Raw genomic sequence first — 15,909 nt, 5'->3', positions numbered from 1 at the left:
CCATGGTCTCCATCACGCTCGTTCTGTTTGAACGCACCGGCCTTCTCCTCGTCGTAGCCTTTATGTTGACCCGCATCCCGACTTTTCGTCACCTGCTTGACAGAGAACTCGGTTTGAAAACAGTCATCTATCACGCCGCGATCTTCGGTGCATTTGGCATTGTCGGCGCTCAGGCCGGCATCGTGTTCCACGACGGGGAAATCGCGTCCCGGTTTTGGGTGACGACGTTGGAACGAGGAGAAACGTTAATCGGATCACATCTGGTGGCCATCGTCATCGCCGGTCTGTTGGGCGGGTCTTACGTCGGCTTGGGAGCAGGATGTGTGACGGCCGTGTACTTCTACTTTTTGAGCAGTGACACGGTTATCGCTGATATGCTCGCTTCGGTCTTGACAGGTTTGTTCGCCGGGTTAACGGCACGCTTTTTTTCTAACGAGCGCGTCATCGCACCGGCGAAAGCGCTGTTCATCGGCATGTTCGCCCCGATCTTTCACGTCTGTTTGCTGCTCGCGTTCACTGAGTCGCCTGACCAGACGGTCGCCCTCGTGAATACAGTTGGTATTCCACTGGTGATTACCAACAGTGTCGCCATCGCTATATTCACCACTATGATCCGCGTCGCGCTACACGAACAGGAGAAGGAAACGGCACTGGAAACAGAGCGGGCCCTCCACATTACGGAACAAGCCCTCCCCCACTTGCGGCAAGGCCTTCACCGGGACACCGCCACCAAAATCGCCCGTCTCCTGTACGATGAATTAAAGACGGCGGCCGCGGCCGTCTCCATTTCGAATACGGAGCACGTACTGGCGCACATCGGCCTCGGCAATGACCATCACCGTCCGGGCGAATCGTTAAAAACCCGTCTCTCGCAAAAGGCGCTGAAAGAAAAAGAGATGCAAATCGCCTACACGCCGGAACACATTCAATGCCAGCACAACGGGTGCCCGCTGCAAGCGGGCATCATTCTGCCCATTAGCCAGTCCGGAGAAATCATCGGACTGATCAAATTGTACTACCGCCGCCCGCAACAAATACGCAAGGTAGACATCGTGCGCGCCGAAGGACTGGCAAAACTCTTCTCCCATCAATTGGATGTCGTAGCAGCAGAGGAAATGAAATCGCTCCTCAGGGAGGCGGAAATGCGAAACTTGCAAGCGCAGATCAACCCACATTTCTTGTTTAACACCCTCCATCTCATTCAGGTGTTAATTCGAGTCGACACGTCACTGGCCCGCCACATCACGGTCCAGTTAGGGCGCTTCATTCGCGCCAATTTGAAATCGACGTCTCGCCTCCTCATTCAGTTGGAGCAAGAACTCGAACACTTTTTCGCGTACTTGGAAATTGTGAAAGTCCGCTTCTCCCATCGCATTGCGATCGAGTACGACGTGGACGACAGAATCAGCGACGCTGACATCCCTCCGTTTACGTTACAGCCCCTTGCAGAAAACAGCTTGCAACACGGTCTGAAACGGGCCAAAAGTGGCAAACTCAGCATACGTGTGAAAAAGGAAGGAGAACGCATTTACTTTGAGATTCGGGACAGTGGCGACGGTTTCCCCGAACACCTCTTGGACAGGCTGGGGAAGATCCCTTTACCGAGCCAAAAAGGAAACGGCATCGGCCTGTACAACGTGAATCAACGATTAGTGGGAATGTTCGGCGAATCGGCACAGTTGCACTTTCACAATCTCCCCTCCGGCGGGTGTTCCGTTTCGTTTAGCATTCCGATCCGGCACGAACATCGCGATGCAACTTCCAGTTCATCCTCCCCCGGCTGAACGCGTATGCCGCTTTTCCATTGAGACGCGGTTAATGTCCATTCAAACCGAAAATCGTGCAGTTGATGTCTGAAAAACGACCGTTTGGACGAATTTTTGTAACTTTCGGAAACAATCTATTACTATGAATACTAGAATTGCAAGCGCTTTTATATTCAAAAGGGAGGAGGAGGTGTCACCGGTGCAAACTCTCGACGAAAAACAAACGAGCTACTGGAAAAAAAACTTATCCCTCATCCGTAATCTGTTGACCATTTGGGCCCTCATCTCTATCGGCGGCGGCATTTTGTTCGCTGAGCCACTCAGTCGTGTGAAGTTTTTTGGCGTGTCCCTTTCGTTCTGGATCGCCCAACAGGGGGCCATCATCGTCTTTATTCTCTTGATCCTCTTCTACGCCATCCGCATGGAACAGCTGGATCAAGCGTACATCCGGGACGTGATGGAAGACAGATAAACTTTTGAAACTGGAGAGAAGAGAGGGGTTAAAGTGAGTACTGAAGCACTGACGATCATGTTGGTCCTCGTGACGTTCGCCGTGTATACCGGCATCGGCTGGTGGACACGGGTGCGGGATACGTCCAACTTTTACGTGGCAGGCAAAGAAGTGCCGACGGTGGCCAACGGCGCGGCCATTGCCGCCGATTGGATGTCGGCGGCGTCGTTTATCTCCATGGCCGGCCTTGTGGCGTTTTTAGGTTTCGACGGAACGATTTACCTCATGGGGTGGACGGGAGGCTATGTGCTTCTGGCCCTTTTGCTCGCTCCCTATTTGCGAAAATTCGGAAAGTTCACCGTGCCGGACTTTATCGGCGACCGCTACTATTCCAGCGCAGCGCGGGCAGTAGCGGCTGTCGCCACCATCTTTATTTCGTTGACCTACATTTCAGGTCAAATGCGCGGCGTCGGCATTGTGTTCAGCCGGTACTTACAGGTGGACATCGTCGCCGGCGTCATCATCGGAATGGTGATTGTCGGATTTTTCGCCATTTTAGGGGGGATGAAAGGCGTTACGTGGACCCAGGCGGTACAGTATTTCGTGTTGATAATCGCCTTTATTATCCCGGCGTGCGCCATCGCCTTTCAGCTGACGGACAATCCGGTTCCACAACTGGCCCTTGTCGGCAGCGACCTCGCAGAGCGCCTGGGACACATACAGGTCGAGCTGGGGATGTCTGAGTACATGGCGCCGTTTACGGAACTGTCCATGTTGAACGTCTTCGCCGTGACGCTCGCTTTGATGGTCGGGACAGCCGGTCTGCCCCACGTCATCGTCCGCTTCTACACGGTGAAAAGCGTGAGCGCGGCGCGGTGGTCCGCTCTGTGGGCCATTATCTTCATCGCCCTCCTTTACACGACGGCACCTGCTGTTGGCGTATTCGCCAAGTACAATCTCATTGACCACATTGCCGACAAACCGTTGGAAGAAGTGCGCCAGATTGAATGGGTCGACAAGTGGGAGACGACCGGTTTACTCCAGTTCGACGACAAAAACGGGGACGGGATCGTCAACTTCACTGGCGATGACAGCAATGAAGTGGTCATCGATCAAGACATCATTGTCCTGTCCACACCGGAAGTGGCCAATTTGGCTCCCTTTGTGATCGCGCTCGTAGCCGCCGGCGGTATGGCGGCAGCTCTGTCAACGGCTTCGGGGCTCTTGATCACGATGTCCAGCGCCGCGTCCCACGACATTTACTACCGCATCTTCAAAAAGACGCCACCGAACGGCAGAGGTTGCGCATGGGGCGGATTGCGATGTTTGTCGCCCTCTTGATCGCAGCGTACGTCGGCATCAGACCCCCTGGGTTCGCAGGGGAGGTCGTCGCCCTCGCCTTCGGTTTGGCAGCGGCCAGCTTATTTCCAGCGATTCTCCTCGGTATCTTTGACAAGCGAATGAACAAAGAAGGGGCCGTGTCAGGTATTCTGACCGGGCTCGTCTTTACGTTGACCATGATCGTGCTGATACGGTCTGACGCTATCCTCGGGACGGAAGCGCCGATTTTAGACAGTTTCTTCGGCATCAACGCACAAGGGGTCGGCGTCGTCGGCGCAGTGTTAAATTTTGTCGTCTCTTTGGTCGTGTCCCGAAACACGGCAGCACCGCCGGCAGAAATCCAGCAACTGGTCGAACACGTGCGGGCACCTGAGGTCGAGGTTTTGGACGAGGTGGCAAGTTCCAAGTCATAAAGGGAACGGCTGGCTGAGAGAGGAGGGGTTCCACTGACAGGAGCATTCGTCTATGCTGGCCTCACTTTAGGTCTGTACTTGATCCACCCCCGACTGGATGTACGGGCTTTCCGCAAAGTGTTGGGCATTACCTTATTTTTGGAGTTGTTCTACCTCACGGGTCACTATGCCGCAGGTTGGCCGTTTCCAACGCCGACCGTCATTTTGCACCTCTTCACTGTATCAGGGTTGGGTGTCGCGCTCGGAATACTGTTTGCAAAGGTGTGGCCCATTTCTCCGCAAACAGGCATCGAACGCGTGTTGCGCACGGCTTTGTTGGTCATCCCGGCTTTAGGCTTGGGGATCGGCATACAGGTTTTGTTGCAAGGTCCGCAAGCGACTCAGGCGATTTACCTCATCTTTGCCTTTGCCGCCTGGTTCGGCTCCAGTCACATCAAGCGGGCGCACATAGAGTCGTAAAGAGAAACACCCCTTCAGCAGAAATCCTTTCCTGCTGAAGGGGTGAACACACTTGCACAAGTCTTGCGTCACATCAGTCAATGACCCGGCGTGCGGTAATGAACGCCCGGTCCAACCAGCTGCCCTTAAAGGTGTCGTAACGCACGCCGCCTGGACCGTACGTGTGTAACACTTTTCCGTTTCCAGCGTAGATAGCCACATGGGAGATGTTGCTGGAGTAGCTCGTACTGGTAAAGATCAGATCGCCCTTTTGCAAATTGTTTTTGGAAACAGGCGTTCCAACCTGTGCTTGCTGTCGAGAACTGCGCGGCAACGTGATCCCATTTTCAGCAAACACGGTTTTCGTGAAGGACGAACAATCAAACGTGTTCGTCTGCCCATAAGGGGCTCCGTACTTGTACGGTGTTCCCAAATATTTTTCCCCTGTTTTGATGATCTTGTCCGCGACACTCGAATGGCCGGCTTCCGTTTCCTGTTCAGGATCAGGTTGAGACTCGACAGGTTGAGGGTTTACCGGTTGCACCGGTTCCGGCTGTACAGGCTCAGATGGCGGCAATTCGTCAGATCCAGTTTCCGGCAGTTCTGGCTGAGGCGTTTCCACCGGATCCGGTTGGCTCACCTCGACGGGTTGAGGTTGCACCGGTTGCTTCGTTTTTGACCCCGAGTGAAAGCCGTTAAATTCGGCCCCTGTCGCTTGCTTGTACACACGTTTGAATAGGTCCATCGCACTTGCAGCCTCAGCTTGTCCACTTAACAGAGAGAATGAACTTATGGCAAGTGCGAAGGCAAGCGATAGGAGCATCACCTTTTTGTATCTTTTTTTGCGAAACATGTCTCTTCCTCCTTCTCCTCTCAATGTTGCTTCGGTTGAACCTGCACCGAGACATTGTACATGGTAACATGAAGACAAGAGCCGTGGGCGATGTAAATGTTACCAGATAATTTCCAGTCATTTTTCGGTAACTTTTCCAGTAAAACTATCGTTGTCAATGAATTGTGGTACATTCACGACGCGATTGTCGCCCACACGAGCAGGAGGAATGGTGTATGCGTGTAGTAGTCGGGTCCCACAATCCGGCCAAAATCGAAGCGGTACATACTGCGTTCGAAAAAATGGGGCTGGAAGCGAACATAACCGGGGTGGACGTGGAGACTGGCGTCTCCGCACAACCGTTTACAGATGAAGAGACGATTGAAGGCGCCATCCACCGGGCAGAAAACAGTTTGAACGCCCAGGACGGGGAAGTGGTCGACTTTGGTATCGGTCTGGAAGGAGGGGTGGTGGAGACCCCATACGGCCTATTCGTGTGCAATTGGGGGGCTGTCGTGAGCAAAGACGGGGTCGTCGGCATCGGCGGCGGACACAGAGTTCAACTCCCGGATACCATCGCCCAGGAGTTACGGGAGGGGAGAGAACTCGGTCCGGTTATGGACCGATGGGCCGGCGGGCACGACATCAAAAAGAGGGAGGGGGCAATCGGTGTGTTGACCAATCATCGCATTACGCGCGTTACCATGTTTCGCGATGTGGTCATTTGTGCCTTCGCCCGGTTTTCAAATCCGCAGTTTTACGTCGGAACGTAAGTCGCTCAAGCGGCATAACCGCTATCGAGCCAAAGCGGTGAAAAGCATACGACGTGGCGAAAGGGAGTTGCCTCAAAAGCCCCTAAATTGAATCAGGCGCAGGAAAATGAACCATTTCCTTCGCCTGACTTGCATCTAACGAATCCCCCTCTTACAGCAGCCGACGGATACCTGCCAATTTCAGGAAGTTGTCGGCCAGGGATACGATTCCGTAGGTGGCTACATTCTCGTCACATCCATTCCGATGTAACCAAACGAGCCAATCGTCAAACGTCCCTCACCCTTTCACCGAACCGGCCAGCAACCCGCGGATGAAATACTTGCCCAGTAAGATGTACACGATGAGCGTGGGCAAGGCGGCCAGGAGGGCTGCCGCCATTTGGACGTTCCACTGAACGATTTGGCTGCCGGACAAGTTTTGCAAGGCGACCATAACCGGTTGAGACCCGACGCTCGTAATGGTCACCGCAAACAGAAACTCGTTCCAAATGTTTGTAAACTGCCAGATGCAGACGACGACAAACCCGGGGACAGAGAGTGGTAACACGATAGAACGGTAGATCCCTATAAAACCGGTACCGTCTATTTTCCCCGCTTCCAACAGTTCATCCGGAATTTGCGCATAAAAATTGCGGAATATGAGTGTCGTGATCGGAATGCCGTAGACGACGTGGACGAGGATCAAGCCCGGAATGGTGTTGTACAGCCCGATACTCTGCAAAAACTGCAAGAGCGGAATTAAAATACTCTGGTACGGAATGAACATCCCGAACAACATGGCCGTAAACAGCCATTCCGATCCCTTAAATTTCCACTTCGAGAGAACGTATCCGTTCAGAGATCCGAGTAGAGCCGAGAGAAGCGTGGCCGGCACCGCCAGGTACACACTGTTGAGGAAGCTGGGCAATAGCTTTTCCAGGGCGATGCGGTACCCTTCCCACGACAGCGTGTCAGGCAGTTGCCACATGGCGTCCAGGGACGCTGCAGACGGCGGTTTAAAGCTCGTCACCACCATCACATAGACGGGGGTCAAGAAGGCGACAGCGAAAACGGTGAGAACAGCGTACACCGCCCCCCGCTTCAATCCGCGTGCAAGCCTCACCGGGCATCCCCCTTCCGGTTGGAGATCAAGTACGGCACCATAAACAGGGCCACCATGAAGAGCATGATCATGGCGATTGCGGCGCCGTTGGCGTAGTTATTCGCCCGAAAGGTCGTCTCAAACATGTACACTCCCGGGACATCCGTGACAAAGTTGCTGCCTGGCCCGGTCATAGCGTAGATGAGATCGAAAATTTTGAGCGAAATGTGCGCCATCATGATCGAAATACTTATCGTGATAGGCATGAGCATCGGAAACACGATTTTGCGGTATATCTGGGATTCTGACGCCCCGTCCACGCGGGCGGCTTCGCGCAGTTCTTCGGGAATGGCCCGCAAGCCGGCCAGATACATCGCCAGCGAAAATCCCGTCATTTGCCATACTGCGGCCAAAATGACGGCGATGATAGCCAGCGGTATCCCGAACTCGATCTCTCCTAGGGGAATACCGAAGGCGATGGTCGTATCTGTATACCATTTGGGCACGTTGTCAACACCCATCTTTTGCAGCAACAGATTGACCCCGCTGCTCGGGTTCAATACCCACTGCCACACGACCCCCGTCACGACGAATGACAGCGCCATTGGAAACAAAAACACGTTCCGAAAAAAAGACTCGAACCGCAGTTTTTGATCAATGAGGACCGCCAGCAGAAAACCTAACCCAAGGGTGCCCAAAATGAACAAGACGGTAAAGACCAACGTATTGCGCAAGTCCGATTGAAACCGGAAGTCCTGAAAAAGGGTCACGTAATTGTGAAATCCGGCGAAGGAAACATCCGGCACGAGGGACCTCCAGTTGCTGAGGGACACGTAACCGGTCCAACTGATAAACCCGTAAACAAAAACCGCAACAGCCAGAACGGAAGGCGCCAAAAACAAAAGCGGCAGATACTTCTCTGACGACGATTTCATCTGTTGGCCTGTCACCACCTCTTCCGTTTCTCGCCGTAAACCGCAAATCGGTCCAAAAGTAGAGAGGAGTCCTTGCGGAAACGGTAACAAATTGTGTTCAAACCCGGCGCGATCTAGGACGAAAACGCAGCAGCGTTCCTGCCGCGTTTCCGTATTTAGCGCATATTGTGGGCGCTTGCTGCATCTTCCAGCGACTGTATCAGCTGATCCACATCCCCTTGCGTGACGAACACGTTGACCGCCTGGTTCGCCTGCGTCAAAAATCCTTCAGGTGCAGCCGAACCGTGGGCTAGGCTCGGCGTCAAGACACTGTCTTTAAAGTCCTCCATCGTCTCCTGTCCGTACTCGTCGTATTTGGAAGGATCTGCGTCGATTCTAGCTGGAATCGACCCTTTCAGCGGATTGAACGTGTCTTGCGCTTCGACCGATCCGAGGAACGACAAAAATTGTTTGACGGCATCGGGATTTTCGACGTTTTTCGGCAATCCGAACGTGTCCGTGATGACCATGAACTCCCCGTCCGTTTCCGGCGTTTCGATCCAGCCGAAGTCTTCGTTCGCCGTCAGTTCTAGATCAGTCGTGAAGTACCCTTTCGCCCAGTCGCCCATTATGTTCATTCCCGCTTCCCCGTCGGCGACGAGCTGTGCCGCGTCCTGCCAATTTCGGGCTGCGTGGTCTTCATTGATGTACGTCAACATCTTGTTGAAAATGTCCACCGCTTCCCGAAATTCCGGGCTGTCAAATTTCAGTTCGCCTGACCACAGTTGGTTGTATTTGTCCGGGCCGAGAACCCCCAGTGCGACATTTTCAAGAATTTGCGTCGCGGTCCACGGTTCTTTATCCCCGAGGGAAAGGGGAGTCACACCGGCTTTCTTCAACTCTTCCGCCACGGCAAAAAATTCGTCAAACGTCGTCGGAGGTTCCAACCCGTTTTCTTCAAACACTTTTGTGTTGTAAAAAATTACATTGCCGCGGTGAATGTTGACAGGAACCGAGTAAATGTTGCCGTCTTTGCTGACGAGGTCAATCAAGTCTTGCGGAAATTTGTCCATCCACCCTTCTGCTTCGAAAAGGTCGTTAAGTGGCTCCATTTTGTCGGCGGCAACCCAGCCGTCATTCAATTCGGAACCACCGTGAACTTGGAACGTCCCCGGCGGGTCGTCGGCCTGCATGCGGCTGGCCAGAACAGCCTTCGCATTTGTTCCGGCTCCTCCGGCCACCGCGGCGTTGACGACCTCGATCTCTGGATGCTGCTCCTGGAACAAATCGATCAACGCCAGCAATCCGGCCTCTTCACCGGCTCCCGTCCACCAGCTGAAAATTTCGACAGACCCACTTGATTCAGTGCTTTCGCTTCCTTCTGTCTCTTGCCCATTACTTTCTTCGGTGCCGCCACCTTCCTCACCTCCCGTTTCACCGGAGCTACAGGCGGCGAGCACAAGTGCAAACGCAAAAAACAGGGCCAGCCACGTCATCCCCTTGTGACGCTTCATGGCAGTAGTCCCTCCCTTTTTCTGAGTGTATAGGCTTTCATTACAACCTTACAAAAGACTGGCCATCATGAGTGTTCTTAATGCCTTCACTTTATTGTCTTTTTCTGTCTGATCTTGTTACCTTGCAGAAAAGTCTAGCATTTTGTTGCGATGTTCTATACTTTTTTGTGCCCCTGGCGCCGAAAAGCGGAGGGTGTTACGCCAGTCGTTTTTTTGAAAACGCGGCTGAAGTAGTTCGGGTCCCGGTACCCGACTTCAAAACAGATCTCTTTTAAGCTTTGATCAGACGTTAATAATAGGTGTTTCGCTTTTTCGACGCGAAGTTGCGTGAGATAGTCGATAAACGTGACACCGGCTCGCTCTTTGAACAGTTTACTGAAGTAATACGTACTCAGTCCGACGTGTCCGGCAACCGCTTCCAACGTCACGTTGCCTTGAAAGTGGTCGTCCAAATACGCTTTCGCTTTGTCAAAATAACTTTGATGCTGCTGTTCCAACCGGTCCTTCACCGTGTGCACGATTTGTCGCAGGCGGAGGATGGCCGTCTCCCGCATCTCTTCCACAGCGGAGAACGCATCGAATCGCGTGTACGTACCGTCGGGAGTACCGACATCGCCGCTTACGCGCAACAACACGACGAACAGTTCCGACAGGTAACGGCGGATGTCTTCAACGCTGTGTCCGGTGAACTCCACAACGCGGTCGAAAAACTCGTCAAACAGGCGCACTCCCGTTTCTGTGTCACCTTGCCGTACAGCTTCCAGCAGCTGTTTTTCTTTGTGCAACAGCCATTGGCCCGTGCCCGGTTTTGACCGCTCGACATCTTCGTAAAAACACAGTTGTTGGTGCCGGTGGATACGGCGCAGCGCTAACAGCGCCTCCTGGTAAGAGTAACGCATCGATTGCACATTTTCGACGAAACGTCCAACCCCTCCAGCGTAACAAAGGTTCGAGTCGATCCTTTGCGTCTGTAGGCGGCGGGAAAATGTCCGGAACAACTGCATCGCTTTGCTCCGGTGGGACAAGCCCTCTGTCTTCTTTTCACTTTCAAACACGGCAATCGGTATTTGTTGGCCGATCAGCGGCCCGACGAGGCAGACTGCCAGTTGTTTCAACTGCTTTTTCACCATCGTGTACATTTTCTCTCGATGTTCAGCGCAAACGGGGGCGTGATCTTTTCGCCAGACGCGGAGCAACAGGATGTACCCTCCGCCTGTTTCGTGAATATTGAGCAGACGGCTCAGCTCTCGTTCTGAGACTTCGTGCACGTGCCCAAAAATAACCGTCGCCATCCACTCGGTTTCGGCCAGGGGGAGGATGGTGTGGTAACGTTCAGTAAGCGCCAACTTCTCCGCTTGTTCAGTCCTTTCTTTTTCGATGATGTGCACGATTCGGTTCAAAACTTTGGCGATCTCTTCCTTCTTGTACGGTTTTAACACATAATCTTTAATCCCCAGCTGTATCGCCTCTTGGGCGTAAGCAAACGTATCGTAAGCCGATAAAATGACGATTTTCGTCGACGGGTGCCGCTTTAAAATTTCACGGGACGCCTGCAAGCCGTCGATGCCGGGCATTTTAATATCCATGGTGACGATGTCCGGATGGTGCCGCTCCACTGCCTCCACGGCTTCCCGCCCATTGGCGGCTTCCCCCACGACTTCGACGGCAGGGTGCGACCGCTCTACCATCATTCTGAGGCCGCTTCGCTCGATCTGCTCGTCATCGGCTATTAACAGTTTGTACATGTTGCCCCTCCTTTCCTTTTCCTGCCGGAAGCCACAGTCGAACGGTCGTGCCTTCCCCTTTGCGGGACTGGATGTCCATCACATGCTCACATCCGTAGTAAAGGCGTAACCGCTGCACGACATTGCTTACGCCGATTCCCGTCGTGTCTCGAGAAGAGGGGTTCGTCCCTTGGCGGAGATTCGACAGCGTCCCCTCGTCCATCCCCACTCCGTTGTCCGTCACTTCAATGACGACGTACTCTCCCTTTGTGTAGACATTTAACCGAATCACCGCTTCCCGGGTAAGGGAATCAATTCCATGATGGAAGGCATTTTCGATGATGGGTTGAATCGTCAAACACGGTATCTTTTGTCGGATGCAGCCATCCTCGACGTGGAGTTCAAACGAGAACCGATCGCCGAAGCGTGCCTTTTGGATCTGGACGTAATCCCGGACGTGGTCCAGTTCGTCTGCCAGCGTGACCGCTGTGTCCGTCTGTTTTAAATTGTAACGAAACAACTTGGAAACCGTCACGGTCAAATCTCCTGTTTTGTCTGCTCCTTCCATGTAGGCCATTTTGGAAAGCGTGTTTAACGTGTTAAACAAAAAGTGAGGATTGATCTGGTTTTGCAGCGTTTTCAATTCCATTTCCTTTAACAGGCGGTCCATTTTTAACCCTTTGATCGTCTGCTCCTGCAGTTTGCGCTCAAGCACTGCTTTTTCCTTCATCTCTTCCACGAAAGCTTGAATGCTGTTTTTCATCGTATTAAACGTCTCCGTTAAAAGGCCGATCTCGTCCCTCGTCGTCACCGGCACGGGGGGACTGTTAAAGTGGCCCTGGGAGATCTGCCTCGACTGCAAGGCAAGCCTGCGAATGGGCCGTGTGATGCCGTTGGAAAAAAAGTACGTAAACACGATGCTCAACACGAGGAACAACGCGGATGCTCCGGCCCCCATCGTATGGTAATAGCGGTTGCGGGCGATGACATCGCTGAAAAATTCACGGTAGTTCGTCAATTCCATGTGAATGAGTTCCAACGTCGTATCTGTCACCCACGCGGACATTTGTTCGATTTCACTGCGCTGGTACGCATACTGCTGAAAATCTCCTTTTGACAGCAAATCGAACGCTTTGTCCATGTTGCGCGTCATGTAGGCAATCATGTGGTAGTAATTTTTTAACAAGTAGCGGTTTTCCGGATTGTGGATGACTTCCAGCAACCGTTCCCGCTGATCCAACAACAACGTTTTATTCTGTTCGTACACGGTCACGTAATCGTCGGACGGATGCAGCGTATACTGGCCCAGAGAGTCGTTTAATACGCGCGTTCGTTGAGAAATTTCATTGAGCACCAAAAAGCGCTGCAAAATATCGTCGTACTGTTGGATGGACTTCTGGCTGCTCACGTAAATCCAAAATGAAACCGCACTCATTAAGACGATTAAAAACACCATGTACAGCATTAACTTGTTCTGAATTTTCGTCACGCCTCTTCCCCTCTCTACGCATACATCCTCGTCGTCTTCTCCAATCGAACTTCGCTATGGACCGGCTGGATTCCTGCCATGGTGTGAACGCGACGCACCGGGTCAAAAAATAAACACCGTATACAAACCGTCCGGTAAGTTGTTATAATATGGCTGTTCTTATAAATTTTTTTCCGTTTGGAGTAGACAATGGCTGTTTTAGACATTCAACAATTAACAAAAACCGAAGGCAATTCCACACTGCTTCCTCCAGTAGATTTACAAATCCACGAACGGCAATGTGTCGCGATCTGGTGCAGGCACGAGATCGGAAAAGCATTACTTCACCTGTTGGCAGGATGGGCTCCTCCATCTGAGGGTCGTATCGTGTTGCAAGGGCACTTGCTTTCCGAAAACAGTAAAAATTTGATGAAGCAAGTCGGCGTGTTGTTTTTGGATGACCGTTCATACGGGCGGCTGAAAGTGAAGGAATACCTCTCATTCTTCAAGCGTTTATACGGAGTGAACACGCCCCTCGACGATGTGATTCAACAGGTGGGGTTGCGTGACAAAGAAGGGACGCGTTGTTCACGCCTGACCTTCTCGGAAAAAAGGCGCCTGCACCTCGCCAGGTGCATCATTCACCGGCCCGCTCTTGTCCTCTTGGAGGACCCCGAACACAATGTCGACATGGAATCACGCGCGATCATACGCCGCACCATCGAGTACTTGACGGACAGTGGAACAGCCGTACTGCTGACCACGCCTTTTTTGGAGGATGCTATTTCCATAACGGGCGATGTATACCGTCTAAACGAACAAGGATTGAAAAAAATCGAAACGTCCGACGCAGACGATGACAGCCTGAACGATGTAAAAGAAAAAGACGAACCGACCTTAGACAGTGGACATGACACCGATATGATTCAACCTGTTCGCCTTGAAAAAGTTCCGGCAAAATGGGGCGATAAAATCATTTTATTCGATCCGGTCGAAATCGACTTCGTTGAAAGTGTAGAAGGGGTGTCTCACCTTCACGTAAAGGGAGAAAGTTTCCCCTGTGCGCTGACGCTGTCCGATTTGGAATTTAGGCTGAATGGATACGGGTTTTACCGCTGTCACCGCTCCTACGTCGTCAATCTGCAACGCGTACGCGAAGTGGTAAAGTGGACGCGCAGCAGTTACAGCCTCATTTTAGACGACCAAAAGAAAAGCTCCATTCCCCTCTCGAAAAGCAACTTAAGTGAACTCAAAAAAACGTTAGGCTTCTAACCTGGTCATTTCACTTCAATATGTGCACCATCTAGCTCCTTTTTAACACCTTTCACCGCAAATGTAATGCAAGGGGTGTCTGTCTCGGGTACGATGAATGCGTACTAGACAGAACATCTAAAGAGGTGAAACGATGGAACACGTCATTGAAGTGGACAATCTCGTCAAGTCCTTTGGGGACAAAACGGCACTCAAAGGCATCAGCTTTCGTGTTAAAAAAGGCGAAATTTTTGGTTTCCTCGGCCCGAGCGGGTCAGGTAAAACAACGACGATTAAGATTTTGACATCGCAACTGTGGCACACATCTGGCACTGTTTCTGTTTTTGGTCAAGATGTACAGTCCCTCGATCCTCAAACATTTGCCAGAAAAATCGGCATTCTCACCGATAATAGCGGCTTGTACGAGCGGCTGACGGTTTACGACAACTTAAAACTTTTCGCCCAGTTGTACGGTGTGGACGACGGCCAAATCGAACGTGTCCTGCGAGACGTCGGTCTTCTGGGAGAAAAGAGAAAAACGGTAAAAAAACTGTCTAAAGGCATGAAACAACGTGTCACCTTGGCCCGTGCCATCTTGCATCAGCCAGAGCTGTTATTTTTAGACGAACCGACTGCCTCTCTCGACCCCGTCACCATCCAGCACGTTCACAAGGTGCTGCGGCGTCTGAACGATTCAGGCACGACGATCTTTCTGACGACCCACAACATGCAAGAAGCGGAAGACTTGTGCGACCGCGTCTCCTTCCTGAACGAGGGAACGATCTCGGCGCTCGATACGCCGCAAAACTTACGTCTGCAATATGCGGATCGCACCTTGACGCTTTATCTTGACAATGGCGAAACGAGGACCGTTCCCCAAAATAGAGAAGGAGCGCAAGTGGTGTATGACAGCATGGTAAGTGAACGGCTGCGCGCAATTCACTCAAACGAACCGACGTTAGGAGACATATTTGTAACGTTGACAGGGAGGGAACTGTTATGACGCTGTCGTGGAAACGGCTGAGCGCGATTATGCAAAAAGAGTGGAAAGACTTTCTCCGAAATGCACAAGTGTTAGTTATGGTGTTGATGCCGGTCATTTTTGCTTTTGTGTTCAGTAAAATTCCAGTCGATGCTGGCGAAGAGGGGGAAGCCTACATCTTTCTTGTCATGCCGGTTTTAATGGCGCTGACGATGACGGGAGCGTTCGTTCAGGCGATGATGATCGCTGAGGAAAAAGAGAAAAACACGCTCAGGGTTCTGATGCTTTCTCCCGCCACAAGCTTTGAAGTTCTGCTTGGAAAAAGTGTTCTATCTTTCGCGCTGACTCTCTTGACCATTGGCGGATGTGTCGCCGTATCCGGTCAAACCATCGGAGCGCCGCTGCTGTTTATCACCATGAGCATCCTGAGTGTGATCGTGTTTGTGGCACTGGGAACGGTCATCGGCCTCATTTCCAAATCGCTGCAAGATACGTCCATTACGGGACTCCCCATCATGTTCCTTTTTCTCATGGGACCGATTTTCAGTCCGATGCTCAACATCGACTGGTTAACGACGGTCCTCAATATCTTCCCGACACAGCACTTCATGAATGGCTCGGAACAGTTGTTCCAGGGAGGGAGCTTCAACGATGTCAAAGCGCATATGCTCAACATTGGAATCTGGATGGTGGGAGCGGTCATTGTCAGCTTCTTAGTGTATCGAAAAAAACGCTTCGACTAGACAAAACATGCTGTCCGTGTGGCTAGTAGCACCCGCCCACGCTGACATAGTGCGTAGCGGGAGAGGGGAGTGTCTTAAGACATTCCCCTCGACACCCCATCACACGAATGTGATTCCACTGCTGGTACGGCACGGGGTTTATCCCGGCCGAAAAGCTCATGGCACATTACCGTCAAATTTCCCCACGTTGATCTAAAAGATCGGCCTTGTTCGCTCAA

General features: G+C 52.1%; 13 protein-coding genes and 1 pseudogene. 8 read left to right on the top strand and 6 right to left on the bottom strand.

Going from position 1 to position 15,909, the window contains the following annotated elements; genetic code table 11:
- The first annotated feature begins 2 nt into the window (after positions 1-2).
- The 4 genes and pseudogenes from B0W44_RS03535 to B0W44_RS03520 all read left to right on the top strand — a co-directional run bounded on the left by B0W44_RS03535 (position 3) and on the right by B0W44_RS03520 (position 4,430).
- Entirely contained in the window at positions 3-1,784 is a 1,782-nt protein-coding gene (locus B0W44_RS03535) for a LytS/YhcK type 5TM receptor domain-containing protein (RefSeq protein WP_077718799.1), read from the top strand.
- Positions 1,785-1,965: 181 nt separating this feature from the next.
- The gene (locus B0W44_RS03530) at positions 1,966-2,238 is read left to right on the top strand and encodes a DUF4212 domain-containing protein (RefSeq protein ID WP_228441477.1); all 273 of its coding nucleotides are present in this window, start codon (positions 1,966-1,968) and stop codon (positions 2,236-2,238) included.
- A gap of 33 nt (positions 2,239-2,271) precedes the next feature.
- Positions 2,272-3,971: pseudogene (locus B0W44_RS03525) on the top strand (sodium:solute symporter family protein).
- Positions 3,972-4,049: 78 nt separating this feature from the next.
- Positions 4,050-4,430, top strand: a complete 381-nt coding sequence (locus B0W44_RS03520; RefSeq protein WP_228441474.1) for a hypothetical protein — start codon at positions 4,050-4,052, stop codon at positions 4,428-4,430.
- A gap of 73 nt (positions 4,431-4,503) precedes the next feature.
- On the opposite strand, the gene B0W44_RS03515 is transcribed toward B0W44_RS03520, so the two are convergent.
- Entirely contained in the window at positions 4,504-5,262 is a 759-nt protein-coding gene (locus B0W44_RS03515) for a C40 family peptidase (RefSeq protein WP_149026916.1), read from the bottom strand.
- Positions 5,263-5,477: 215 nt separating this feature from the next.
- On the opposite strand from B0W44_RS03515, the gene yjjX reads away from it, so the two are divergent.
- On the top strand, positions 5,478-6,014 hold the full coding sequence (gene yjjX, locus B0W44_RS03510) for an inosine/xanthosine triphosphatase (RefSeq protein ID WP_077718796.1): 537 nt from the start codon (positions 5,478-5,480) through the stop codon (positions 6,012-6,014).
- Between the two features lie 277 nt (positions 6,015-6,291).
- Here yjjX and B0W44_RS03505 read toward each other — a convergent pair whose 3' ends face one another.
- From B0W44_RS03505 to B0W44_RS03485, 5 genes are all read right to left on the bottom strand, one after another.
- A complete protein-coding gene (locus B0W44_RS03505; RefSeq protein WP_228441471.1) occupies positions 6,292-7,116 on the bottom strand; it encodes a carbohydrate ABC transporter permease in 825 nt (274 codons plus the stop codon).
- Complete coding sequence (locus B0W44_RS03500) at positions 7,113-8,030, bottom strand: carbohydrate ABC transporter permease (RefSeq protein WP_077721236.1); 918 nt, start codon at positions 8,028-8,030, stop codon at positions 7,113-7,115. The genes B0W44_RS03505 and B0W44_RS03500 overlap by 4 nt, the downstream gene beginning before the upstream one ends.
- Before the next feature lie 155 nt (positions 8,031-8,185).
- A complete protein-coding gene (locus B0W44_RS03495; protein WP_077718795.1) occupies positions 8,186-9,523 on the bottom strand; it encodes an ABC transporter substrate-binding protein in 1,338 nt (445 codons plus the stop codon).
- A 155-nt stretch (positions 9,524-9,678) separates the two neighbouring features.
- Positions 9,679-11,268, bottom strand: coding sequence for a response regulator transcription factor (locus B0W44_RS03490; protein ID WP_077718794.1), 1,590 nt, complete (start codon positions 11,266-11,268; stop codon positions 9,679-9,681).
- Complete coding sequence (locus tag B0W44_RS03485; RefSeq protein WP_077718793.1) at positions 11,243-12,736, bottom strand: sensor histidine kinase; 1,494 nt, start codon at positions 12,734-12,736, stop codon at positions 11,243-11,245. The genes B0W44_RS03490 and B0W44_RS03485 overlap by 26 nt, the downstream gene beginning before the upstream one ends.
- 189 nt (positions 12,737-12,925) lie before the next feature.
- Between B0W44_RS03485 and B0W44_RS03480 the strand changes: the two genes are divergently transcribed.
- The 3 genes from B0W44_RS03480 (at position 12,926) to B0W44_RS03470 (ending at position 15,691) form a co-directional block, all read left to right on the top strand.
- A complete protein-coding gene (locus tag B0W44_RS03480; RefSeq protein ID WP_077718792.1) occupies positions 12,926-13,987 on the top strand; it encodes a LytTR family transcriptional regulator DNA-binding domain-containing protein in 1,062 nt (353 codons plus the stop codon).
- 133 nt (positions 13,988-14,120) lie between these two features.
- Positions 14,121-14,969 carry an ABC transporter ATP-binding protein gene (locus B0W44_RS03475; RefSeq protein ID WP_077718791.1) on the top strand — a complete coding sequence of 283 codons (849 nt, stop codon included), beginning with the start codon at positions 14,121-14,123 and terminating at the stop codon, positions 14,967-14,969.
- On the top strand, positions 14,966-15,691 hold the full coding sequence (locus tag B0W44_RS03470) for an ABC transporter permease (protein ID WP_077718790.1): 726 nt from the start codon (positions 14,966-14,968) through the stop codon (positions 15,689-15,691). Before B0W44_RS03475 ends, B0W44_RS03470 begins: the two co-directional genes overlap by 4 nt.
- Positions 15,692-15,909 lie beyond the last annotated feature (218 nt).

Origin of the sequence: Novibacillus thermophilus, from assembly GCF_002005165.1 — a bacterium.
GTDB lineage: Bacteria > Bacillota > Bacilli > Thermoactinomycetales > Novibacillaceae > Novibacillus > Novibacillus thermophilus.
The sequence above is the reverse complement of the archived record's forward strand: the minus strand, read 5'-3'. Positions and strand labels throughout refer to the sequence as shown.